Genomic DNA, 25,138 nt, shown 5'->3' on the forward strand with positions numbered 1-25,138 from the left:
TACACCTCTTTCTATTTAAATTACAGTTTAATTTCGATGTCTACACCGCTTGGAAGATCAAGCTTCATTAATGAATCAACAGTCTTAGGTGTCGGATTCAAAATATCGATCAAACGCTTGTGAGTGCGCATTTCGAATTGTTCACGTGAGTCCTTGTTCTTGTGTGGTGAACGAAGAACAGTGAATAAAGTTCTTTCTGTTGGAAGAGGAACTGGACCTGAAATTTCAGCACCAGTTCTCTTTGCAGTAGCTACGATCTTAGCAGCTGATTCATCGAGAATACCATGTTCGTAAGACTTAAGTCTAATACGAATTGTTTGACTTGCCATTAAATTACCTCCTTAACGTCTTCTTTAAAAGATGACTCGCTCGGCAAAAATTCCCCGCACGCCACTGTGGCAATGCAGCCTGGCGTGCCGCAACCTTTTGCGTCAACGCTTTACAACAATTTTTATACTCTAGGGCGCAATTATCCCTCAAGCACAAAGACTATTGTACTTTGTCCTTCCTTAAATATCAAGGGTTAAGAGCATTTTTCCTAAAAAATATTTCAAAAAAAGAGCTATTGAAAAATCTTCAATAACTCTTCTTTATATGTAATTGTTTTCAATTAAGCTAGAAACATCGTAAAAATATTTCTATTCAAATTATTCAGCTTCGCCGCCGCGCTTCTTAATAATTTCAGCTTGAATTGACTTAGGTGTTGGTGAATAGTGATCAAATACCATAGTAAATGTACCACGACCTTGAGTTGATGAACGCAAAGTAGTTGCGTAACCAAACATTTCTGAAAGTGGAACAAATGAGTTAATGATCTTAGCACCAGCTCTGTCTTCCATACCTTCCATGGTACCACGACGAGCAGTGATTGAACCCATAACATCACCTAAGTATTCTTCTGGGGTAGTAACTTGAACCTTCATAATTGGTTCCAAGATAACAGCGCCAGCCTTTGAAGCAGCATTCTTCAAAGCAAGTGAAGCAGCAACCTTGAAGGCAGCTTCTGATGAGTCGACTTCGTGGTAACTACCATCGTAAAGCTTAGCCTTAACATCGATCAATGGGTAACCTGCAAGAACACCATTCTTCATAGCTTCTTGTAAACCTTGGTCAACTGAAGGAATGAATTCACGAGGAACAACACCACCAACGATGGCATCTTCGAATTCGTAACCTTTACCTTCTTCATTAGGAGTAAAGTCAATCCAAACATCACCGTATTGACCTTTACCACCTGATTGACGAACAAACTTACCTTGTGCCTTAGCTTCCTTAGTGAAGGTTTCACGGTAAGCAACTTGTGGTTCACCGATCTTAGCATCAACGTTAAATTCACGTCTCATACGTTCAACCATGATATCAAGGTGAAGTTCACCCATACCTGAAATCAAAGTTTGACCAGTTTCTGGGTTAGTTTCAGCACGGAAAGTTGGGTCTTCTTCAGTAAGCTTTTGCAAAGCAACATCCATCTTGTCACGGTCAGCCTTTGACTTAGGTTCAACAGAAACTTGGATAACTGGATCTGGAACTTTCAAACTTTCCAAAATAAGTGGACGTTTAGGATCAGTTAATGAATCACCAGTAGTGGTATTCTTCAAACCGATGGCACCAGCAATATCACCTGAGAATACTTCTGGAATTTCCTTACGTTCATTGGCGTGCATTTGAAGCAAACGACCTACACGTTCACGTGAGTTCTTTGATGCATTCAATACGTATGAACCTGATTCAAGAGAACCAGTGTAAACACGAATGAAAGTTAAACGACCTACGAATGGGTCAGTAGCAATCTTGAATGCCAAAGCAGCAAATGGTTCACTGTCGTTAGCTTTAAGTTCAACTTCGTCACCAGTCTTTGGATTGTGAGCGACATAAGGCTTAACGTCAAGTGGTGATGGCAAGTAGTCAATAACACCGTCAAGCATCATTTGAACACCCTTGTTCTTGAAGGCTGAACCAGCATATACTGGGAAGAACTTCAAATTAATAGTAGCCTTACGGATAGCTGTCTTTAATTCATCGTTTGAAATTTCTTCACCGCCAAGGAACTTCTCCATGATGCCATCATCAACGTCAGCAACAGCTTCGATTAATTCGTTACGACGCTTTTCAGCTTCTTCCTTGTATTCGTCAGGAACTGGAACAGTGTCCCACTTAGAACCAAGCTTGTCTTCGTCGTAGATATCAGCAACCATGTTGATTAAGTCGATAACACCTTCGAAGGTATCAGCTGCACCAATTGGCATTTGAACAGCATGTGCATTAGCGTTTAAACGTTCGTGCAATGACTTAACTGACTTATCGAAGTCAGCACCGATCTTATCCATCTTGTTAACGAAAACGATACGAGGAACACCATAAGTTTCAGCTTGACGCCATACGTTTTCAGTCTGTGGTTCAACACCGGCTTGAGCATCAAGAACTGTTACGGCACCATCAAGAACACGGAGTGAACGTTCAACTTCGATAGTGAAGTCAACGTGCCCTGGGGTGTCGATGATGTTAATTCTGTGGTCTTTCCATTGTGCAGTAGTAGCTGCAGAAGTAATGGTAATACCACGTTCCTTTTCTTCGTCCATCCAGTCCATTTGTGAATCACCTTCGTGAGTTTCACCAATTTTGTGGATCTTACCAGTGTAGTAAAGGATACGTTCAGTAGTAGTGGTCTTACCCGCATCAATGTGGGCCATAATACCAATGTTACGTGTCTTTTCTAATGGAAATTCACGCTTGTTAGCCATAAATTATTCTCTCCTTAAATTAAAACGAACAAATTAGAAGCGGTAATGTGCAAATGCACGGTTAGCTTCAGCCATACGGTGAACATCTTCACGCTTCTTAACTGCTGAACCAGTGTTGTTTGAAGCATCAATAATTTCATTAGCCAAACGTTCATCCATAGTGTGTTCGTTACGCAAACGAGCATATGAAACAAGCCATCTTAAACCTAAAGTAGTTCTTCTTTCAGGACGTACTTCAACTGGGATTTGGTAGTTTGAACCACCAATACGGCGAGCTCTAACTTCCAAAACAGGCATAACGTTGTTCATAGCTTCTTCAAATACATCAAGTGGTTCCTTACCAGTCTTGTCTTGAACAATGTTGAAAGCATCGTAAAGGATTGAAGATGCCTTAGCTCTCTTACCATCAATCATTAAGTGGTTGATTAACTTAGTAACAAGCTTTGAGTTGTAAACTGGATCTGCTAAAACGTCTCTTTTAGTTACGTGACCTTTTCTAGGCATTATTTAACTCCTCCTTTAATCTTTCTTAGTACCGTACTTAGAACGGCCTTGCTTTCTGCCATCAACACCAGCAGTATCAAGGGCACCACGAACGATATGGTAACGTACACCAGGAAGGTCCTTTACACGACCACCACGGATTAATACAACTGAGTGTTCTTGCAAGTTGTGGCCTTCACCTGGAATGTAGGCAGTAACTTCGATTAAGTTTGAAAGACGAACACGAGCGTACTTACGTAAAGCTGAGTTAGGCTTCTTTGGAGTCATAGTACCAACACGAGTTGCAACACCACGCATTTGTGGAGCTGGGTTGAATACTGATTCCTTCTTCATACTGTTGTAGCTGTAATTCAAAGCAGGTGACTTTGATTTAGTAACCTTTGAATGACGGCCTTTTCTTACCAATTGATTAATGGTTGGCATTAATTTTTCCTCCTAAAAATACTATTTTGTTCACACATCCGGGAGTTTCTTTTTTACTCACGAATAGACTGTTCAAAACATACAAAGACTATTGTACTCGATTTTTAGTAGAAATCAAACTTTTTCAAAATAAAAAAGAAAAATGAATTTTTTTGCGTAATAAATAATGAGGTGATTTTTTGAATTTATTTTATACTTTAACTAATTTTATCATTGGTACTTGTCTTGCATCCCATGCAGCCGTAATTTGTGAACGAATAAACACAACAGATTTTATTTTTTCTCGTTCTCGTTGTAATTACTGTCATTTCGAACTCGCACTGCTAGACGAAATACCCTTGCTTTCATTTTTATACTTAAAAGGGCATTGTAGATATTGCCAACAAAAAATTCCCGTTGAACTTTTTTTATTCGAATTAATTGGCGGTTTTGCTTTTGAACATATTGACTTCAATCAATCTAGAGATCTCGCAACAACAATTCTATTATTTTCTATTTTCCTAGTAGCAATTTCTGATTATCGTCAGAAAGAATTCGATTTAATTTTATTAACTCCTGCAATAACTATCACATTGCTTTGTCATCATTTTACTGCTTTCAACTTATTTGATTGGTTTATTCTCTTTTTCTTCTCATCTATTTTAGGATGGTACGTATTTAAACAAAAATTAGGATTAGGTGACTTATTTATTTATCTAATTTTAGCCATCTATTTTGATCCTACTTCAGCTAATCAAATTCTTCTGATTGCTTCTGTTCTCTTAATTATTACTTATATAGTTGAAAATAATCCTAAAGATTATTCTTACCCTTTTATTCCTTTCATTCTTTTGGGATTAATAATAAAACAATGGCTTTTAGACTAAAACAAAAAAGCGTTTCTATCACTTTTTGATAGAAACGCTTTTTATCATTTATAAGCTAATTTTTACTTAGCTTTATCTTTTTCTTTCATTTGCTTTTCAATATCAGCAATTGAGTAAACTGAATCTGGTTTCTTAACATCAGCTTCAGGTTCCATGCTACGGTATACAGGCATACCAGTACCAGCTGGAATAATCTTACCGATAATAACGTTTTCCTTAAGTCCAAGAAGTGGATCGTTCTTACCTCTAATTGAAGCATCAGTAAGAACACGAGTAGTTTCCTGGAATGAAGCGGCTGACAAGAAACTATTAGTTTCCAAAGCGGCCTTGGTAATACCTAAGATTACGCTTTGTGCAGTTGCTGGAATACCACCAGAAATAATTACTTCCTTGTTGCGGTCTCTAAATTGACCAATATCCATAACTTCACCTGGTAAAATGTCAGTTTCACCTGGATCAAGGACACGAACCTTTTGAAGCATTTGACGGGTTAATACTTCCACGTGCTTGTCGGCAATATCTACACCCTGCATTCTGTAGGCCTTTTGAACTTCGGCTAAGATGTACTCTTCAGTAGTCAAAGTATCAGTAACTTGGATTAATTCCTTAGGATCAACAGAACCAAGAGTTAACTTATCACCACGGTGAACAGTATCACCTTCAGATACAGCAACAGAAGCAGTATAAGGAACACTGTAACTTCTGGTATCAATCTTACCCTTAACTGTAATTTCACGGGTATGTTCTGCTGGGTTTTCTTGAATTGAATCAACTACACCATCTACTTCAGAAATGGTTGCACGACCCTTAGGGTTACGTGCTTCGAACAATTCTTGAACACGAGGCAAACCTTGAGTAATATCTTCAGCACCGGCAACACCACCGTTGTGGAAAGTTCTCAAAGTAAGCTGAGTACCAGGTTCACCAATTGATTGTGCAGCAACAGTACCAACTGCTTCACCAACTTCAACTTCTTCACCAGTAGCAAGGTTCATACCATAACACTTACGACATACACCGTGTGGAGTATCACAAGTAAGAATTGAACGAATCTTAACATGAGTTACACCAGCATCACAAATCTTGCGAGCCATCTTTTCGTCCATCATTACATCTTTACCGACGATTACTTCACCGGTCTTAGGATCCTTAACAGTTTCAGCAGTGAAACGACCAAGCAAACGATCGAATAATGGTTCGATCATTTCGTCACCTTCCATGATGGCGCTAACTGTAATACCACGATCAGTACCACAATCATCATCACGAATAATGACATCCTGAGCAACGTCAACCAAACGACGAGTTAAGTAACCTGACTGAGCAGTCTTCAAAGCCGTATCAGTCATACCCTTACGAGCACCGTGAGTGGACATGAACAATTCCAGAACTGACAAACCTTCCTTAAAGTTTGAGGTAACAGGAATTTCGAACAAACCACCGTTAGGAGTGGCCATCAAACCACGCATACCAGCTAACTGAGTAAAGTTAGAAATGTTACCACGGGCACCTGAGTCAGCCATGATTGAAATTGGGTTACGAGGTGAGTGAATTTGAGCAATTTCGTTTTGGATTTCATCCTTACATGCATTCCAAATGCTAATTACTCGATCGTGACGTTCTTGTTCAGTAATCAAACCACGTCTAAATTGCTTAGAAACAAGATCAACTTGCTTACGTGCCTTAGCTACCTTTTCATCCTTATCTTGAATTTCAGGAACGTCGGTCATACCAATAGTAATACCTGAAGTAGTTGAACTGGTATATCCTAATTTCTTCAAATCGTCTAGATATTCTGAAGTTCTTTGTACCTTGTAGTACTTGGAAATAGTAGCAATTGAATCTGATAAGAAGTCCTTCTTAAATGGACTAGCAATCAGATCATCACCGATAGCGTCAATCTTTTCATGAATATCTTCACCTTCATTTAAGAAGTACTTAGCATCAAGTGGATTGTTCAAATTCTCTGCAGTTGGTTCATTAATGTAGAAGTAATCATCTGGGAAAATTTGGTTGAATACAATCTTGCCGTAAGTAGTAATGAAGATACCATGTTCATGACCCTTAGGCCATGGCTTCTTTGGCATAGCATCAGCTGACATACCAATAATAGTATGATAGTGAATATCACCATTTTCATAAGCTACAGTTGCTTCTGCTGGTGAACTGAAGATCATGCCTTCACCTTCACGACCACGTTCAGCTTGAGTCAACCAATAGTTACCCAAAACGATATCCTGTGATGGAGTAACAATTGGCTTACCATCCTTAGGAGCCAAGATATGGTGAGCAGCAAGCATTAACAAACGTGATTCAGCAACAGCTTCATCAGAAAGTGGGACGTGAATAGCCATCTGGTCACCATCGAAGTCGGCATTGTAAGCTTCACAAGCTAATGGGTGAAGTCTAATTGACTTACCTGGTACCAAAACTGGTTCAAAGGCTTGAATACTTAAACGGTGAAGAGTAGGTGCACGGTTCAAAAGAACTGGACGTTCTTTAATAACGTCTTCCAATACATCCCAAATATCATCATCTTCACGATCAATCTTACGCTTAGCATTTTTAATGTTAGATGCAATACCACGCTTAACCAACTCATGCATTACAAATGGTTTGAACAATTCCAAAGCCATTGGACGAGGAACACCACATTGATAGAACTTCAATTTTGGTGAAACATCGATAACTGAACGACCAGAATAGTCAACACGTTTACCAAGCAAGTTTTGACGGAAACGACCTTGCTTACCTTTAAGCATGTGTGAAAGTGATTTAAGTGGTCGGTTACCTGGTCCAACTACTGGTCGACCACGACGACCATTATCAATTAAGGCATCAACGGCTTCTTGAAGCATACGCTTTTCATTTTGAACGATAATGCTTGGAGCGTTCAAATCAAGTAATCTCTTTAAACGATTATTACGGTTAATAACACGTCTGTACAAATCGTTCAAATCTGAGGTAGCAAAACGTCCACCTTCAAGTTGTACCATTGGGCGAAGATCTGGTGGAATAACTGGAACAGCATCCATAACCATCCATTCAGGTTTATTGCCTGAATTCTTGAATGCATCCAAAATATCCAAACGTCTAATTGCACGAGTACGTTTTTGACCAGTTGCAGTTTGAAGTTCTTTCTTCAAATCCTTAACTTCTTTGTCAAGATCAACCTTCTTGAGCAATTCACGGATAGCCTCAGCACCCATCTTAGCTTCAAAGCGATTACCGTACTTTGCCTTTTGTTCACGGTATTCAGCTTCAGTTAATAATTGCTTAGGTTCAAGATCAGTATCACCTGGGTCAATTACGATATATGCGGCAAAGTAAATTACTTCTTCAAGCAATCTTGGAGAAATATCCAATACCAAGCCCATTCTTGATGGAATACCTTTAAAGTACCAAATGTGAGTTACAGGAGCTGCTAACTCAATGTGGCCCATACGTTCTCTTCTTACCTTTGAAGAAGTAACTTCAACACCACAACGGTCACAAACAATGCCACGGTATCTAACACCCTTGTACTTACCACAGGCACATGACCAGTCTTTAGTTGGTCCAAAAATTCTTTCATCAAACAAGCCATCTTTTTCAGGCTTTAAAGTACGGTAGTTGATGGTTTCTGGCTTCTTAACTTCACCATATGACCAGCTTCTGATCTTGTTAGGTGATGCAAGACCAATTTGCATACTTTCAAACTTATTTACGTCGATCAAAAGTTTAACCTCCTACTATTTAGAAACTTTACCGTCAGATTCATCTGCAGGAGCTACTGGCTTGTCTGCAGGCTTCTTATCATCTTTTTTATCTTCTGATTTTCCAGTTTCTTCGGCTAACTTCTTCTTTTCTTGTTCTTCTGCCATACGTGACAAAGTATCAATGTTCAAGTGATCGCTTGATTCTTCATCCATATCACGAAGTTCAATTTCATTGTGGTTCATATCAAGAACACGAATATCCAAACCTAATGATTGAAGTTCCTTAACAAGAACACGGAATGATTCTGGAACACCTGGCTTAGGAATTCTTTCGCCCTTAACAATAGCTTCATATGCCTTCACACGACCAACAACGTCATCTGACTTGTAAGTCAAGATTTCTTGCAAGGTGTAAGCAGCACCGTAAGCTTCAAGAGCCCAAACTTCCATTTCACCAAAACGCTGACCACCAAACTGAGCTTTACCACCCAAAGGTTGTTGAGTAACCAATGAGTAAGGCCCAATTGAACGAGCGTGAATCTTATCATCAACCATGTGAGTAAGTTTCAAGTAGTGCATAACACCAACTGATACACGGTTGTGGAATGGTTCACCGGTACGACCATCATAGATAACAGTCTTACCATCTTTATCAACACCAGCTTGACGAACAGTGTCCCAAACATCATTTTCATTGGCACCATCAAATACTGGAGTAGCAACGTGAATACCTAATTGACGAGCAGCTGCACCCAAGTGCAATTCAAGAAGCTGTCCAATATTCATACGTGATGGAACACCCATTGGGTTCAAACAAATATCTACTGGAGTACCATCTGGAAGATATGGCATATCTTCTTCTGGAACAACTGCAGCAACAGTACCCTTGTTACCGTGACGACCAGACATCTTGTCCCCAACTTGGATCTTTCTCTTTTGTGCAATGTAAACACGAACCATTGTGTTAACACCTGGTGAAAGTTCATCGCCGGCTTCACGAGTGTAAACCTTAACGTCTTGAACAATACCGCCACCACCATGTGGTACACGAAGAGAAGTATCACGAACTTCACGAGCCTTTTCACCAAAAATAGCATGAAGCAATCTTTCTTCAGCAGATAATTCAGTTACACCCTTAGGGGTTACCTTACCTACCAAAATATCGCCATCGTGAACTTCAGCACCAATACGAACAATACCGTCAGCATCCAAATCCTTCAAAGCATCTTCACCGATGTTAGGAAGTTCTCTAGTAATTTCTTCAGGACCAAGCTTAGTATCACGAGCTTCTGATTCATAATCTTCAATACTAATTGAAGTGTAAACATCATCCTTAACCAAACGTTCTGAAAGCATGATGGCATCTTCGTAGTTGTACATGTTCCAAGTCATAAATGCGATTAATGGGTTTTGACCCAAAGCAAGTTCACCGTGATCCATAGTTGGACCATTAGCAATTACATCGCTGACATCAACATGATCACCCAACTTAACATTAGGAGTTTGGTTGTATGACTTAGAGTTGTTTGAACGACGGTACTTTTCAAGAGTGTATTTATCTAAAGTACCATCTTCACGTCTAATGCGAATTTCATTAGCGTCAACATATTCAACTGTACCTGCAGCCTTAGCAATTAAAGCAGCACCTAAATCGTGAGCTGCACGATATTCCATACCAGTACCAACAAGTGAACCATGTGGATTAATTAAAGGAGCAGCCTGACGTTGCTGGTTAGCACCCATCAAAGCACGGTTAGAGTCATCGTTTTCAAGGAATGGAATACATGCTGAAGCAACAGAAACAACTTGCTTAGGAATAACGTCCATGTAGTCAATCTTATCTGGAGTAACTTCGACGTTATCTTCCTTTTGACGAGCAAGAATCAAATCATCCTTGAATGAACCATCATCATTTAAGCGAGTGTTAGCACCGGCAATGATGTAATTATCTTCTTCATCAGCAGTTAAGTAGTCAATCTTATCTGTTACCTTGTGAGTCTTCCAAGAAACACGACGATATGGAGTTTCAATGAAACCATACTTATTAATGATTGCGTATGAAGCAAGTGAGTTGATCAAACCAATGTTAGGACCTTCAGGCGTTTCGATAGGACACAAACGACCATAGTGAGTATAGTGAACATCACGAACTTCATAACCGGCACGATCACGAGTCAAACCACCAGGCCCTAAGGCTGACATACGACGCTTGTGAGTTAATTCACCCAATGGGTTGTGCTGGTCCATAAACTGTGAAAGTTGTGAAGAACCAAAGAATTCCTTGATACTTGCAACAATTGGACGAATATTGATCAATTGTTGTGGAGTAACAGTTGAAGGATCTTGAATTGACATTCTTTCACGAACAACACGTTCCATTCTTGCTAAACCAATTCTGAATTGGTTTTGAAGAAGTTCACCAACACGACGAATACGACGGTTACCCAAGTGGTCGATATCATCAGTAGCGCCAATCTTTTCTTGCAAATCAAAGAAGTAATTAATTGAAGCCAAAACATCTGCTGGAGTTAAGTGCTTTACTTTAGCATCAATATGACCATTTGAGATCAACTTAACTTCACGTTCAGGATCAACCTTTGAGTAAACCTTAATTTCTTGAACTGTAATAGGATCTGGTAATACGCCTTCCTTTGAAGGTTGGTAAGTCACCATCTTAAAGTCATCACGATCAAGATATGGAGCAAGCTTGTCCATAACTTCGTGAGTAACAACAGTATCCTTCTTAGCAATGATTTCACCAGTGTCTGGATCAGCCAAAGTTTCAGCTAAAGTCTGTCCATACAAACGGTTCTTAAGTGAAAGCTTCTTGTTGATCTTGTAACGACCTACTGGTGCCAAGTCATAACGACGTGGGTCAAAGAAACGGGCATACAAAAGTGAACGTGATGAATCAGTAGTCTTTGGTTCACCTGGACGAAGTCTTTCGTAAATATCCTTTAAAGCTTCAGCTACACGTGAGTCAGCTGGATTCTTGTGAACATCCTTGTCCAAAGTAAATTGTAAAGTATCACTTTGACCAAACATATCAATGATGTCACTGTCTGAGCCAATACCCATAGCTCTAATTAATACAGTTAATGGCAACTTACGAGTACGGTCAACACGTACGTAAGAAACATTCTTAGCATCAGTTTCATATTCAAGCCAAGCACCACGGTTAGGAATAACTGTAGTACCAAAAATTTGACGACCGTTCTTGTCGTAATCACCGGTGTAGTATACACCTGGTGATCTTACCAATTGAGAAACAATAACTCTTTCAGCACCATTAACGATGAATGAACCTGATTCCGTCATCAATGGCAAATCGCCAAAGAATACATCTTGAGTCTTAATTTCACCAGTTTCTTGGTTAGTAAGTTTCAAGGTAACGTGCATTGGTGCAGCGTAAGTTGCATCATGATCACGAGCTTCATCAACTGTATACTTAGGCTTTTGAAGCTTATAGTCAACATACTCTAATGAAAGCTTACCTGAGAAGTCACTAATAGGCATAATGTCATCAAAGACTTCTTTAATACCTTTATCAAGAAACCACTTATATGATTCGGTTTGAACATCGGTCAAGTTAGGCAGCTTCAATACTTCCTTAATGCGGGAGAAGCTACGTCTAGTTCGATGCTTACCGTAGTTCACTACGTGTCCATTTAACAAGGAAAAACATCCTTTCTGTCTAAGAAAGCAAATATTACATTTCTGTTACAAATTCAAAAAACTGCAATTTTAGGCATAAAAAAGACAAAAACAACGAGTGTCGTTTTTGTCCTTATCATTTTGCTGGACAATAGATCAGCAAAATCCTGAATCTCAGTCTTTTTAAATCAGCAAAAATTATATGTTATTTTAGTTATTTTGTCAAGGCTAAGCGCCTGATATTACTTGACTTTTTCCAACTTTTTCTTAGAATGAACAACTTCAAATTTCAAGTGACCACGTTGACTACCTATCTTCAATGTATCACCCTTCTTAACTTCACCAGTAATTAGCATTTCAGCCACTTTATCTTCAATATCATTTTGAATTGCTCTTCTAAGTGGACGAGCACCATTTTCTGGATCATAACCATCTTTTACAATCTTATCCAGAGCAGCTCGTGAAAGCTTTAATGTAATACCCTTCTTTTGCAAACGAACAACTAATTTGTGCGTAAGCAAAGTTACAATGTTACGTAATTGCTTCTTGGTCAATTCATCAAAGACGATTGTTTCATCAATTCTATTTAGAAATTCTGGACGGAAGAACTGTTTAATTGCTTGTTCAACCTTAGCTTGTCTTGCTTTGCTTGGATCAACCTTATCAGCATTAAAACCAACAGCATTAGAATCAAACAATGAACGTGAGCCCAAATTAGAGGTCATGATAATAATCGTATTTCTAAAGTCGACTTTTCTACCTTTAGAATCTGTTAAAAATCCTTCATCAAGAACCTGCAAAAGCAAATTAAATACATCCGGGTGAGCCTTTTCTACTTCATCAAGCAAGACAACTGAGTATGGGTGGCGACGTACCTGTTCTGAAAGTTGACCACCTTCCTCGTATCCTACATAACCCGGAGCAGAACCAATTAATTTGCTTGAAGCAATTTGGTCCATATATTCAGACATATCAAGTCTTATCAAATTATCTTCTGAGCCAAACATTGCTGCAGCAACTGATTTAGCTAATTCAGTCTTACCTACACCGGTAGGTCCAAGGAAGAGGAATGATCCAATAGGACGACGTTCATCTTTAATCCCACTTCTGCTACGACGAATTGCACGAGCAACTGCAGAAACAGCCTTATCCTGTCCGATAACCCGTTTGTGCAAAATGCTTTCCAAGTTAGCCAATTGGCGAGTTTCGTTACGCTTCATTTGAGTAACTGGTACTCCAGTCCAATCAGATACAACTTTAGCAATATCTTCAGGTTCAACTGTTGCATCAGCACTTACTTTAGTATGCAAAGTATCAACTAATTTTTCACGACGAGCCTGTAAATTATTCTGCTCATCTTGTAATTGTGCAGCCTTAACAAAATTTTGACTAGCTGCTGCTTCATTCTTTTGATCAATTAACTTCTTAATCTGATCATTGATCTGTACCAACTCTTTACTAGAGCCGATATTATTACGAATCTTAACTGCCGCACTAGCTTCGTCAACCAAATCAATGGCTTTATCCGGCAAAAAGCGATCAGAAATATAGCGACTCGACAAATCAACCGCATCTTCAAGGCTAGCTTCAGAAATAGTTACATGGTGGAATTTTTCATATCTCGGCTTTAGTCCTTGCAAAATAGCTAAAGCATCTTTTCTAGAAGGTTCGTTTAAGCGAACTTGTTGAAAGCGCCGAGCTAAAGCTTGATCCTTTTCAATATACTTTTGATATTCATCAAAAGTAGTAGCACCAATCATTTGAATATCACCACGAGCAAGGGATGGCTTTAAAATATTTGAAGCATCAATTGCACCTTCAGCACCACCAGCGCCGATTAAAGTATGCATTTCATCTACAAATAAGATTACTTTCCCATCTTTGGCAATTTCATCAAGGATTTTCTTCATCCTATCTTCAAATTCACCACGATACTTTGTACCTGCAACCAAGCTCCCCATGTTAAGTGCCATAACGCGTTTATTCATTAAATCTTCTGGTACTTTTTTCTTAACAATTTCTGTAGCAATTGCTTCGGCAACAGCAGTTTTACCTACACCGGGCTCTCCTACTAAAACAGGATTGTTCTTAGTACGACGTGACAGAATTTGGATAACACGCTTGATTTCTTTTTCGCGGCCAATTACAGGGTCAATACCGCCCTCACGTACACGTTGGTTCAAGTTAACCGCTACTTTATCTAAAGTAGGCGTAGTACTCGTTTTACGCTTCTTTTGAGCAGGAGCTGCAGTATTATTGTTTCCCAACCAATTGGCTGAATCACCAAAGTCTTGATCTTGCTCTAAGCTATCAATTGCATCCTGACGTAAACGAGCAATATCAACATTTAAGTTTTTCAGAATCATTGCTGATAATACTTGCTCACTAGCAGTAATTCCTAATAAAACATGATTGGTTTGAATTTCTTTATATCCGCCTTGATCTGCTTGGCGTTTGGCATAATCTAGTGCCAAACTTAGACGAGGTGACATTTCCATATAACTTGCCTTCGGAGCTGAACCATAACCAGTGTAACGTTCAATTTCCTCGCGAATAGCAGTTGGTGTCAATCCCCATGAACGCAGAATCTTACCTGCTTCACCGTCTGTTTCGATTACTAAAGCTAATAAAACATGTTCTGTTCCAATTAAGCGATGATGGAAATTTTGTGCTTGTTCACGCGCAATTTCCAATACTTGATTAACGCTTTTACTATATGAGTTTTCCATACAAACACCACCCTTAAAATATGCTATGGTATTTTACTTTTATTTTATTGATTAGTAAACTATTTCAACTTATTCCGTGATCATTATGAACATAAAAAAATGATTAAGCAAAAATTGTGGCAGCAACTTCACTTAAATATTTTTCATCTATCTTGTCAAAATTATTCAATTCAGTTGAATCAAAATCAAAGACACCCCAAAACTCATTTTTCTTAAAAATTGGTACAACAATCTCAGAATTAGAGGCACTGTCACAAGCAATATGTCCTGCAAATTCATGCACATTAGCTACAATTTGCGTTTTCTTTGTCTGAGCAACCGTACCACAAACACCTTTGCCCACTTGAATATGAACACAAGCTGGCATCCCTTGAAACGGTCCAAGAATTAACTCGCCATTTTCAAAGCGATAAACACCAGCAAAATTAATATTCTTTAATGAATGAAACAAAAGTGCAGACAAATTAGCAGTGTTAGCAATCCAATCAGATTCGCCTTCCACTAATGCTTTAGCCTGTTGAGCCAATAATTTATAATCATTTTCAGTAGCTGCTGTCATTTTTTTTCATCCCCTGTAGTTTTAGTGGCATTATAACAAAAAGAAAAAAGCTGTCCAAATGGACAGCTTATATTTTATCGGGAAAACCGGATTTGAACCTGCGACCTCTACGTCCCGAACGTAGCGCTCTACCAAACTGAGCTATTTCCCGTAAAAAAAGACCCACCATTCGGTGAGCCTTTCGTCTTGGAGCGGAAGACGGGATTCGAACCCGCGACCCCCACCATGGCAAGGTGATGTTCTACCACTGAACTACTTCCGCAACAACAGTTATTATTATAACAAATCTATTTTGCATTGCAATACTTTTCCAAGAAAAGTTTGTTTTATATTTAAAAGATCTGAGCACAAAAAAAGACTCACATTCCGTGAGTCTTTCATCTGGAGCGGAAGACGGGATTCGAACCCGCGACCCCCACCATGGCAAGGTGATGTTCTACCACTGAACTACTTCCGCGACAACAAATATAATTATAGCAAAACCGTCCTGCTTTGCAATACTTTTTTCGAAAAAATTTACTTTTTCGTATTTCAAGCATAAAAAAACCACGAAATTCAAACTCGAATTTCGTGGTTTTCAACAATAGTGCCTATTTATTATTAAGTTCATGAGTAGATATATCATAAGGTGATCGCAAAATCATATCCTTTACCATCTTTTTACAATCGTTCACTGACATTTTATCTGTATGATTCAGCCAAAAGAAAAATGAACCTAGAAACGCATAAGAGTAAACATTAGCAAGAGTATCTATTTCAAACTTTTTCCATCCAATCGGCTTAGTTGGTCATAAATCTGGAAGAAACGGATGAGCAGTCGCTTAATCACTGCAGCTGTTAGCTCAAGCATTTTAGCTTTGAAAGCTGGATCTCCGTTTTTAGAAATAAGTACCGTTATTACCTCTTTTTTACTAGATGTAAAAGCAATTAGGTTAGAAAGATTATTATCTATTCTATTACTGATTTCTTTCTTATTAGGCCCGTATTTGAGAGAAAGCCATCCTTTACTGTCAGCATATAATGCAGTGCTAAATTGCTTTATCAGCTCAGTTTCAAGATCTTTTAGTACCTGGCTTTTATCTCGATAATATTTATAGTAACTTGCAGCTGATACTTCTGCCTCATTAATAATATCCTTATCCTTGATTTGATAAAGCGGCTTTTGTTTGATAACAGAAATTAATCCCCCTTGAATTCGATTCTTCGTACTAACTATTCTTATATCCATGTACTCACCTCAATTAATAATTAAACTATAAAAGCATTTACAACTTGTAGTATTCTGCTAGGTCATAAATATAGTGCTAACATAATATACACTTTATCTATAAAGTTAACACATGATCTTATAAATAATATAAGATTACGTCATTTACTCAAATTCGCCATTATTTCCGTTAGGTCTAAAAATTTTATATTAATTCTGATAGCCTACTTAGAGGGAGGTTATCAGAGCTAAATCTAGTTTAAGTTTTATACATCAACATCAGCATTAGATTTATCAAATTGCTATTGTTTATGTCCATACACCTCTTGGACTGTAAACAATATATTGATCAAGTTTTAATTAATTCAACTAATAAAAAGATTTTTGAATCCTATAATCACTCTTATGATAGACACAGTCTCAAGACCTATTAAAAATTCTTAATAGTACTGAATTGCTTAGTTTCGAATTAATATTGATAGTTAGTCCCTATTCCTGATATTACAAAAACTATCACCTTACAACCTTGACACATCAATAAATCTAATCTAGCTTTGATAGTCACCTAAAATAATTAGAAGGCTGAACACACATACTCCCTTACTAATTATTAAAGAATAAATATATATATTTTCCAGATGATTCAATAAATGAATCATCTTCTTTTTCTGCAACCAAAAATCTCTTATTTGTACAAATCAACTACAAATAAGAGATTTTTTATTTATCTAATTTTTACTAAACTATTTTTAATTGGTGTAATTTTGGTGTATACACTTATCAATTACAAATAATTCAAAGACCAAAAACAGATTTATACTCTACTTTCAAAATATTTGAGAAACCTGATATTAGTCCTTCTTATTTTTCTTAGCTAAGTCAGCCTTAACTTCTGCATCAACGCTTTCAACCTTTTCAGGACGCATTGTTGGGAAGAGTAAAACATCACGAATAGCTGGAGCATCAGTCAAAAGCATTACCAAACGGTCAATACCGATACCCAAACCACCTGTAGGTGGCATACCGTATTCCATAGCACGAAGGTAATCTTCATCAATCATATCAGCTTCATCGTTACCTGCTTCACGTTCTTCCATTTGAGCTTCGAAACGAGCACGTTGATCATCAGGATCGTTCAATTCTGAGAAGGCGTTACCGTATTCTTCACCCATAATATAAATTTCAAAACGATCAGTAAATCTTGGATCATCAGCATTCTTCTTAGCAAGTGGTGAAATTTCTACTGGGTGACCGTAAACAAATGTTGGATCAACAATAGTTTCTTCACAGTACTTTTCAAAGAAGGCATTAATAATGTGACCAACCTTCCAGAATTTTTCAACGTGAATATCGTGGTCTTCAGCAATCTTAGTTGCTTCTTCAAGAGTCATTGGCTTCCAGAAGTCAACGCCAGTCTTTTCCTTAATTAAGTCAACCATGTGTACGCGACGGAATGGCTTGCCTAAGTCGATATTTTGACCTTGGTAAGTAATCTTACCATCTGGTGAAACAACCTTAGCAGCAGCACGAATAATACCTTCTGCTTCGTCCATAACATCGTGGAAGTCCCAGTAAGCTGCGTAACTTTCAAGCTCAGTAAATTCTGGGTTGTGGTGAGTGTCCAAACCTTCATTTCTAAATACACGACCGATTTCGTAGACACGTTCCATATCACCAACAATCAAACGCTTCAATGGAAGTTCCAAAGCAATTCTCATGTAAAGGTCAATATCCAAAGCATTGTGGTGAGTAATAAATGGACGAGCTTCAGCACCACCTGGAATATTGTGAAGTACTGGAGTTTCAACTTCCAAGAAGTCTTGACCATTTAAGTAGTCACGAATGGCTTGAATAATTTGAGTACGGTGAACAAAACGCATGTAGCTGTCACGATTAGTGATCAAGTCAAGGTAACGTTGACGATAAATTGCTTCAACGTCCTTCAAACCGTGATACTTATCTGGCAAAGGACGAAGAGCCTTTGACAAGAAGGTGACATGAAGTGCTCTAATAGTAAGCTCACCAGTATCGGTCTTCATTACTTCGCCTTCAATGCCTAAGAAGTCACCAATATCAGATTTCTTAAAAATCTTGTAGTTGTCTTCACCAACAATGTCTTTACGTACGTAAATTTGAATTTTACCAGTACGGTCGTAAAGGTCGGCAAAGCCTACCTTACCTTTACCACGTTTTGCAAGCATACGACCTGCAATCTTGGTCTTAGGCATATCTTCATTCAATTCATCTTTGTCTTCGTTGCCGTACTTCTTTTCCAAAGTACTTGCCAAATCTTGACGATCAAATTTTCTTTGACCAAATGGTTCAATTCCATTTTCACGCATTTCGTCCATCTTTTGGCGACGAACTCTTAATTGGTCGTTCATTTCATTCTTTGCCAATTTATCTTCCTCCATTATTTGTTCATTGTCGCGCGTCGTGCAGCACGAGCTTTTTCTCTTTTTTCATATTCATCAACAAAATTATCAAGCAAGTCATACACTTCTTGACGCGTCCAGACCTCATTTATTTTAGCACGAGTACGGGCCGAACGGGGAATTCCCTTCAAATAGTATGCAGCTTGTTGCCGAAATTCAGGAACAGCACGCTTTTCTCCATGAATTTTTACTAAAGCACGAAGCTGATGTTTGGCTGTTTCTACCTTCTCACGCACAGTTTGTGGTGGTAAAGTTTCACCAGTTTCTAAATAGTGCACCATATCCTTTAAAATCCATGGATTTCCCAATGCAGCTCTACCAACCATAACTGCTGTACAACCGATTTCATCCAAAGCTTTTTTGGCTAATTCTGGTGTTCTAATATCGCCATTGGCCACAAAAGGAATATTCAATGCTTGCGCCACATCATGCAAGACTTCCCAATCAGCCTTGCCTTGATACATTTGCTTACGAGTTCTACCATGCATTGCAATCATGCTGGCACCTGCTTCTTGAGCAGCCAATGCATTCTCCACTGCAAATATATGCTTGCGGTCCCAGCCAATTCTCATTTTAACAGAAACTGGCTTTTCTACATTTTGTACTACCGCATGAACCATCTGATAAATCTTATTTGAATCAAGCAGCCACTTTGAACCTGCATCAGTTTTAGTAACTTTAGGAACAGGACAACCCATATTAATATCGATAATATCGGCATCCGTGTGCTGATCAATATACTGAGCAGCTTGAAGCAATGTATCTTCAGTTCCACCAAAGATTTGAATACTCATTGGGTGTTCCCGAGGATCCACGTCCATCATGCTTAAAGTCTTCTTGTTTCGATAAATAATTCCATGATCTGAAATCATCTCGCAGACAACCAGCCCAGCTCCGAATTCCTTACATACAACGCGGAATGCTGAGTTTGAAACTCCCGCCATCGGCGCAACAACAACTCGGTTTGGAATGGTGATATCGCGAATTTTCCAGCTGTTATCCACCAAATCATCCTTTCAAAATACCCTATTATAATATCAAAAAAGCCCCGCTGGATAAAACCTTAGGGCTTTTTATTTTAATTAATAGTCTTTATCTTCTTTTTTCTTAGCCAAAATATCTTTTAATTCATCTTCAGTAAAATGATATTTATCACCGCAGAAATTGCAAGTAAGTTCTGCACCATGATCTTCATCAATCATTGCTTTTAATTGAGAACTCTTCAGCGTTTCTAAAATGCCAGCATATTTTTCTTTAGAACAATCACAACTAAATGCAACATCATCCTTTTCAAGAATCTTGCAATCTGTACCTAAAATCTTGCGAGCTAAATCTTCTGGAGTCATTCCATCCAAAAAAGCACTCGAAAGAACTGGTAAATCTTTGATTCGCTTAATTGTCTTTGTGATTAAGGCATCGCTAGCACCTGGTAAAGCCTGCAACATAAATCCACCAGCTTCACCGATTGTATTATTAGGATTTACAAACACAGATAAGCCCACCGCTGATGGAATTTGCTCTGACTTAGTCAAATAGTAGGCAAAATCTTCAGCAATTTCACCAGAAACAATAGGAACTTGACCAGTATAAGGCGTTTTCAATCCTAAGTCTTTAGTTACTTCCAACATCCCTTGACCAACAGCCTTTTTAACATCAATATGCCCGTTTTCTTTAGGTGGTAAAGCAATATGTGGATTTCTAACATAGCCTTTTGCCTTCAAATCTGCAGTCGCAGTAACAACTGTGGGACCAACTGGGCCATTTCCTAATAATCTAACAGTCAGTTCTTCTTTATCAGTAAGTTCCGCACCAGCAAGAAGCAATGAAGCTACCAAAGTACGTCCCAAAACAGCAGATGAAGCTGACCATAAATCATGACGTTTTTGTGCCTCACTCACTACATCTTTGGCTGTAATCGTTAATAAACGTAAATTTTTAGTTTTATCTATTGATTTTACTAAATAGTCACTCATTTTTATCCTTCTTCTCTAAAAAAATAGAGCCTGTATCAGGCCCCATTTTTATTTAGTTATCTTTGTGTTCATCATCTGCAGAAGAATCATTTGCGTCTTGATCCTTTTCTGGATTTTCTGCATTGTGTTCTTCAACTTCATGATTCTTTTCTGATGGAGTTTCCAAAGCATTCTTTTCTTGATCATCTAATGATTGATCAGAATCTTTCTTTTCTGCTTTTTCAACTTCACGCTTTTCTGCAGCAGCCTTAGCTTCTTCATAAGTTGAAGCCTTTGATTCACTTGGATATTCGTTTTCATCCTTTTCTGGCATCTTACCAGTCTTGTACAAGGACATGATTTGCTTTTCATCCAAAGTCTCATACTTAAGCAGAGCTTCAGCAATAATTCTGTGCTTTTCCTTGTTATCCTTAACGATTTCAAGGGCCTTAGCATGAGCTTCATCCAAGATCTTCTTAACAGCTTCATCAATCTTAGCAGAAGTTGCTTCACTGTATGGCTTAAAGCCGTATGGATTGGTTTCGCCTTCTTTTTCAAGTTCAACCATTCCTAATTCGTCAGTCATACCATAGTTAACAACCATGCTATGAGCAATTTGTGTAGCCTGTTCAAAGTCATTTGAAGCACCAGTTGACTTATCACCGATAGTTGCCTCTTCACCAGCACGACCACCCATCAGACCAACAATTTGTTCAAATAATTGTTTCTTAGTCAAAATGAATTGGTCATCCTTTGGCAACATGATGTTATAACCACCAGCACGACCACGTGGCACAATGGTTACCTTACGTACAGTTCTTGAGTCACTTAAAACTAAACCACAGATTGAGTGACCAGCTTCGTGGAAAGCAACTCTACGTCTTTCTGATTCTGCAATTAAGCGATCCTTCTTAGCAGGACCGGCGATAACTCGGTCTTCAGCTTCATCAATATCTGATGCCGTAATTTGAGTACCATTTCTACGAGCAGCCACCAAAGCAGCTTCATTCAAAACGTTAGCCAAATCAGCACCTACAAAGCCTGGAGTTTGACGAGCAACTTCCTTCAGGTCAACATCAGGAGCAAGTGGCTTGTTCTTAGCGTGAACCTTTAAAATAGCCTCACGACCACGAACATCTGGGCGACCAACTAAAACCTTACGGTCGAAACGACCTGGACGAAGCAAAGCTGGGTCCAATACATCTGAACGGTTAGTAGCTGCGATAACAATTACGCCTTCATCGCCTTCGAACCCATCCATTTCAACCAATAATTGGTTCAAAGTTTGCTCACGTTCATCGTTGCCACCGCCAGTACCGTTACCACGACGACGACCAATGGCATCAATTTCATCAATAAAGATAATACTTGGCGCGTTCTTCTTGGCGTTGTTGAACAAGTCACGTACACGACTTGCACCCACACCAACAAACATTTCAACGAAGTCTGAACCTGAGATTGAGTAAAATGGTACGTTAGCTTCACCAGCTACAGCACGAGCAAGTAAGGTTTTACCAGTACCAGGAGGACCCTCAAGCAAAACACCAGATGGGATTCTTGCGCCCAACTTAGTGTACTTCGATGGATCTTTCAAAAATTCAACAACTTCGACTAATTCTTGCTTTTCTTCTTCTTCACCGGCTACGTCAGAGAAACGAACCTTATTCTTAGAAGGATCTTCTGGCTTAACGTGTGAACGGCCAAAATTCATAATTCCGCCGCTGCCACCACGTCCTGCGCCACCTTGGTTCATCATCATCCAAAGCATGACAATAAACAAAACGGTTGGCACAAGCATGACAATGGTTGAAATCCAATTGCCAGATTGTGATTCTCCTTGAGTTGTCATCCGAGCATTACTCTTTTGTGCCAAGTTTTGCACGTTAGAAACGGTAGAATCATTTTGTAACATGGTGGTAGAGAAGCGTGATACTTTTCTACTTGAATTATTACTAAAGAAATCAAAACTATTATTTGATTGATTCTTTGTTGTTTGTGCAGTCTTGTAATCACCTGAAACGGTATATACGCCATTAGCAGGTTGAACACTAAAGTTTTTAACTTTGCCTTGGCGTAGATCTTTAACAAATTGGGAGTAGCTGATATTTTCAGAACTACCGCTATTGTTAGAGCCGCCTAGTGCCCAGTTGATTCCCCATAGGAGCAGAAGGAACACAACTATATAGAATAGGCCGTTAGAAAGCAGCCGATTCCGGTTATTCTTCATAAAAAACCTCCGCAAAGTCTTTAAGTTATACGTTTAAAATTCTATCACAAATTTCGATGTGACCACTAATATTTTCAACTATCTTTGTAGACTTTTAAAAAATCATATAGATAATAATGACACCCATTTTTACACCACTTTTGACTTTGATAAGTTTGTTCTACAAAAACAGGTTCATCATCTACATAAATAGTTAAACATAATGCTCTCAAGGACAATGGGATAGCATTTTCTGCAAACTTCTTTTTTGCTTTCACTCGTTGTCCGTTTTGTAAAAGCAATTTGTATCCCACCATTAAAGAACCAGCGCTAAAATTCACGTTTGTATTAAACCAAAAGTCACCGATTGCTTTTTGATTTTCCTTTCTTTTAGTAGTTAAAACCAATTTTCTTCCTTGAAAAATAAATTCCTGATCTACTTTAATTGTTTGCGGTTCAACTACCTTTGCCATATTTTTTCTAAACAGATAAAAATATCCTTGATATTTCTGTACATCAAAATTACCCAAATTCTGATTAACTCGCCGATGATATTTTTGCCAAATAGCCTTTTGCCAAAAAATGGTTGTTTCATCCGTTGTTAAATTAGCCAATTTTTCCTCAGAAATACGATAAGCTCGTCCTAAAAAAGGTTCTACTGTGCCAATTTCAGTCAATCTATCATCTACCATCTCAACTAATTTGTTCATTTTCTGACTAAAATTTAGAGCATTATGCAATAAAGCAGGATTCTCTTTTTTTAAAAGTGGCACCACATGATGACGCAAACGATTGCGCATTGTTTCGTCTTCTTCATTGGTAGAATCGATTATAAATGAAATTTCATGGGTTCGATCATAATCAAGCAGCTCTTGCTTGCTATAAGCTAACAAGGGTCTTAACAACTTAATTCCATGCATCTTCCCTATAGCTTGTAAACTATTCATTTCTTCAGGATTACCTGAACGGATAAACTTAAGCAAAATATTCTCTAACAAATCATCCCCGTGATGGGCTGTTAACAGATAATCTGCATTTTGTTCATTAGCCACCATAGTTAAGAAAGCATATCGTGCATGCCGCGCTGCAGCTTCAACACCCCTTTGAGGCTGCTGGGACTTTAACCATTTAGTAGAAAAAAATGGTATTTCTTTTTGACGACAATATTTTTTTAAAATTTCTGTTTCTTTCTCACTATCTACACGTAATTGATGATCGAAGTGAGCTGCAATGACTGCAAAATTACATTTCTTTTGCATCCCCCACAACATATCAAGCAAAGCCATCGAATCGGGCCCTGCACTTGAGGCAACTAGTAATTTCTTATCATTTAAATCTATCTGGTTTTCTTCAAAAAAATCTACAATTTTCATAAATTTTCCCTAGCAAAAAATGACCCATTACAGGTCATTTTCTAGTTTTCAGTTAAAGCTTGCTTTAATTTTTCAATTTCTTCTTTGGCATCTTTAGCTGTTTTATTCAATATTTGGTCAAAATTGGCCGGCTTAACATCAGAAAACTGATTATCATGATCTATTAATTCAGGATCATTTACTCGGCTAATCGACAAACTAAATCTACCTTTATTAACATGCAAAACCACTACTCGAACTTCTTGCCCAATTTTATATTGTCTTCTCTCTCTTGGCCAATTATTACCAAAATCACTATGATGTACCAAGCCTGAGTGTCTATTAGGCAAAGTAACAAAAATGCCTAAGTCAGTGATATTGTTGATTACTCCAGTAACTCGGTTACCAGCCTGATATTTTTTCATTAATTATTATCGTTTCCTTCGTGGACGTTATAAACTTTTTCATCAGTCTTTGAATAATAAAACTTATAACGAATTAACTTTGCAACGTAATTAGGATCTTTTAGATCTTGTTTTTTCGTTGATAATTCACGATCTTGATCCCTTATCGTGGCTAAAGTTTGCTTTTCGGCTTCAACTTGTTTATTAATTCGTCCAGTTTGAGAAATTTTCGCTGCAATTTGAATGCCTAATAAAACAAAAATAATCGCAAAAATAGCGATAATTCTGTTTAATCGTACACGATGCACTTCTTTTTCTCTCTTAGCCTGTTTACGTCTTAAACGGGCTCTTTGCTCTTCTGGACTCATCGAATTATAAATACGTGGACCATGACTCATTTTTTAAATC

17 protein-coding genes and 3 tRNA genes are annotated in these 25,138 nt (G+C 38.2%); 1 reads left to right on the top strand and 19 read right to left on the bottom strand.

Annotated features, from left to right (window positions below; translation table 11 throughout):
- Positions 1-20: 20 nt before the first annotated feature.
- From rpsJ to rpsL, 4 genes are all read right to left on the bottom strand, one after another.
- Positions 21-329 (bottom strand): 30S ribosomal protein S10, encoded by a 309-nt coding sequence (rpsJ, locus tag FC57_RS01520; protein WP_003549023.1) that lies wholly within the window; start codon positions 327-329, stop codon positions 21-23.
- A 318-nt stretch (positions 330-647) separates the two neighbouring features.
- A complete protein-coding gene (gene fusA, locus FC57_RS01525) occupies positions 648-2,741 on the bottom strand; it encodes an elongation factor G (RefSeq protein ID WP_007126797.1) in 2,094 nt (697 codons plus the stop codon).
- A gap of 33 nt (positions 2,742-2,774) precedes the next feature.
- Complete coding sequence (gene rpsG / locus FC57_RS01530) at positions 2,775-3,245, bottom strand: 30S ribosomal protein S7 (protein ID WP_003549021.1); 471 nt, start codon at positions 3,243-3,245, stop codon at positions 2,775-2,777.
- 15 nt (positions 3,246-3,260) lie between these two features.
- Complete coding sequence (rpsL, locus tag FC57_RS01535) at positions 3,261-3,668, bottom strand: 30S ribosomal protein S12 (RefSeq protein WP_007126796.1); 408 nt, start codon at positions 3,666-3,668, stop codon at positions 3,261-3,263.
- A gap of 179 nt (positions 3,669-3,847) precedes the next feature.
- Between rpsL and FC57_RS01540 the strand changes: the two genes are divergently transcribed.
- Entirely contained in the window at positions 3,848-4,534 is a 687-nt protein-coding gene (locus FC57_RS01540) for a prepilin peptidase (RefSeq protein ID WP_040529991.1), read from the top strand.
- A gap of 62 nt (positions 4,535-4,596) precedes the next feature.
- Here the strand turns inward: FC57_RS01540 and rpoC are convergent, their stop codons facing one another.
- The 15 genes from rpoC to FC57_RS01615 form a co-directional block, all read right to left on the bottom strand.
- Positions 4,597-8,250 carry a DNA-directed RNA polymerase subunit beta' gene (gene rpoC / locus FC57_RS01545; RefSeq protein ID WP_040529989.1) on the bottom strand — a complete coding sequence of 1,218 codons (3,654 nt, stop codon included), beginning with the start codon at positions 8,248-8,250 and terminating at the stop codon, positions 4,597-4,599.
- Positions 8,251-8,265: 15 nt separating this feature from the next.
- Positions 8,266-11,907 (bottom strand): DNA-directed RNA polymerase subunit beta, encoded by a 3,642-nt coding sequence (gene rpoB, locus FC57_RS01550; protein ID WP_040529987.1) that lies wholly within the window; start codon positions 11,905-11,907, stop codon positions 8,266-8,268.
- A 221-nt stretch (positions 11,908-12,128) separates the two neighbouring features.
- Entirely contained in the window at positions 12,129-14,615 is a 2,487-nt protein-coding gene (locus tag FC57_RS01555; protein ID WP_007126792.1) for an ATP-dependent Clp protease ATP-binding subunit, read from the bottom strand.
- Between the two features lie 103 nt (positions 14,616-14,718).
- Entirely contained in the window at positions 14,719-15,174 is a 456-nt protein-coding gene (locus FC57_RS01560; RefSeq protein ID WP_007126791.1) for a GAF domain-containing protein, read from the bottom strand.
- A 77-nt stretch (positions 15,175-15,251) separates the two neighbouring features.
- Positions 15,252-15,325 (bottom strand) — tRNA-Pro (locus FC57_RS01565).
- 36 nt (positions 15,326-15,361) lie between these two features.
- A tRNA-Gly gene (locus FC57_RS01570) sits at positions 15,362-15,436 on the bottom strand.
- 120 nt (positions 15,437-15,556) lie between these two features.
- Positions 15,557-15,631, bottom strand: a tRNA-Gly gene (locus tag FC57_RS01575).
- A 294-nt stretch (positions 15,632-15,925) separates the two neighbouring features.
- Positions 15,926-16,402 (bottom strand): TetR/AcrR family transcriptional regulator, encoded by a 477-nt coding sequence (locus FC57_RS01580; protein ID WP_007126790.1) that lies wholly within the window; start codon positions 16,400-16,402, stop codon positions 15,926-15,928.
- 830 nt (positions 16,403-17,232) lie between these two features.
- Positions 17,233-18,780, bottom strand: coding sequence for a lysine--tRNA ligase (gene lysS / locus FC57_RS01585; protein WP_040529985.1), 1,548 nt, complete (start codon positions 18,778-18,780; stop codon positions 17,233-17,235).
- A gap of 14 nt (positions 18,781-18,794) precedes the next feature.
- Positions 18,795-19,820: a tRNA dihydrouridine synthase DusB gene (dusB, locus tag FC57_RS01590; protein WP_007126788.1), complete on the bottom strand. Its 1,026-nt coding sequence runs from the start codon at positions 19,818-19,820 to the stop codon at positions 18,795-18,797.
- Between the two features lie 78 nt (positions 19,821-19,898).
- Positions 19,899-20,789: an Hsp33 family molecular chaperone HslO gene (gene hslO / locus FC57_RS01595; protein WP_007126787.1), complete on the bottom strand. Its 891-nt coding sequence runs from the start codon at positions 20,787-20,789 to the stop codon at positions 19,899-19,901.
- Between the two features lie 52 nt (positions 20,790-20,841).
- Entirely contained in the window at positions 20,842-22,995 is a 2,154-nt protein-coding gene (gene ftsH, locus FC57_RS01600; protein WP_007126786.1) for an ATP-dependent zinc metalloprotease FtsH, read from the bottom strand.
- Between the two features lie 74 nt (positions 22,996-23,069).
- Entirely contained in the window at positions 23,070-24,347 is a 1,278-nt protein-coding gene (gene tilS / locus FC57_RS01605; RefSeq protein ID WP_007126785.1) for a tRNA lysidine(34) synthetase TilS, read from the bottom strand.
- A 41-nt stretch (positions 24,348-24,388) separates the two neighbouring features.
- Entirely contained in the window at positions 24,389-24,751 is a 363-nt protein-coding gene (locus FC57_RS01610) for a S1 RNA-binding domain-containing protein (RefSeq protein WP_007126784.1), read from the bottom strand.
- Entirely contained in the window at positions 24,751-25,128 is a 378-nt protein-coding gene (locus FC57_RS01615) for a septum formation initiator family protein (protein WP_007126783.1), read from the bottom strand. The genes FC57_RS01610 and FC57_RS01615 overlap by 1 nt, the downstream gene beginning before the upstream one ends.
- Positions 25,129-25,138 lie beyond the last annotated feature (10 nt).

It is taken from the genome of Lactobacillus ultunensis DSM 16047 (assembly GCF_001436305.1).
Lineage (GTDB): Bacteria > Bacillota > Bacilli > Lactobacillales > Lactobacillaceae > Lactobacillus > Lactobacillus ultunensis.

What these genes read in the sequence shown, in the direction of transcription:
- rpsJ (WP_003549023.1), bottom strand. Translation starts at nt 329, where the DNA reads ATGGCAAGTCAAACAATTCGTATTAGACTTAAGTCTTACGAACATGGT.
- fusA (WP_007126797.1), bottom strand. Translation starts at nt 2,741, where the DNA reads ATGGCTAACAAGCGTGAATTTCCATTAGAAAAGACACGTAACATTGGT.
- rpsG (WP_003549021.1), bottom strand. Translation starts at nt 3,245, where the DNA reads ATGCCTAGAAAAGGTCACGTAACTAAAAGAGACGTTTTAGCAGATCCA.
- rpsL (WP_007126796.1), bottom strand. Translation starts at nt 3,668, where the DNA reads ATGCCAACCATTAATCAATTGGTAAGAAAAGGCCGTCATTCAAAGGTT.
- FC57_RS01555 (WP_007126792.1), bottom strand. Translation starts at nt 14,615, where the DNA reads ATGGAAAACTCATATAGTAAAAGCGTTAATCAAGTATTGGAAATTGCG.
- FC57_RS01560 (WP_007126791.1), bottom strand. Translation starts at nt 15,174, where the DNA reads ATGACAGCAGCTACTGAAAATGATTATAAATTATTGGCTCAACAGGCT.
- FC57_RS01580 (WP_007126790.1), bottom strand. Translation starts at nt 16,402, where the DNA reads ATGGATATAAGAATAGTTAGTACGAAGAATCGAATTCAAGGGGGATTA.
- hslO (WP_007126787.1), bottom strand. Translation starts at nt 20,789, where the DNA reads ATGAGTGACTATTTAGTAAAATCAATAGATAAAACTAAAAATTTACGT.
- ftsH (WP_007126786.1), bottom strand. Translation starts at nt 22,995, where the DNA reads ATGAAGAATAACCGGAATCGGCTGCTTTCTAACGGCCTATTCTATATA.
- tilS (WP_007126785.1), bottom strand. Translation starts at nt 24,347, where the DNA reads ATGAAAATTGTAGATTTTTTTGAAGAAAACCAGATAGATTTAAATGAT.
- FC57_RS01610 (WP_007126784.1), bottom strand. Translation starts at nt 24,751, where the DNA reads ATGAAAAAATATCAGGCTGGTAACCGAGTTACTGGAGTAATCAACAAT.
- FC57_RS01615 (WP_007126783.1), bottom strand. Translation starts at nt 25,128, where the DNA reads ATGAGTCATGGTCCACGTATTTATAATTCGATGAGTCCAGAAGAGCAA.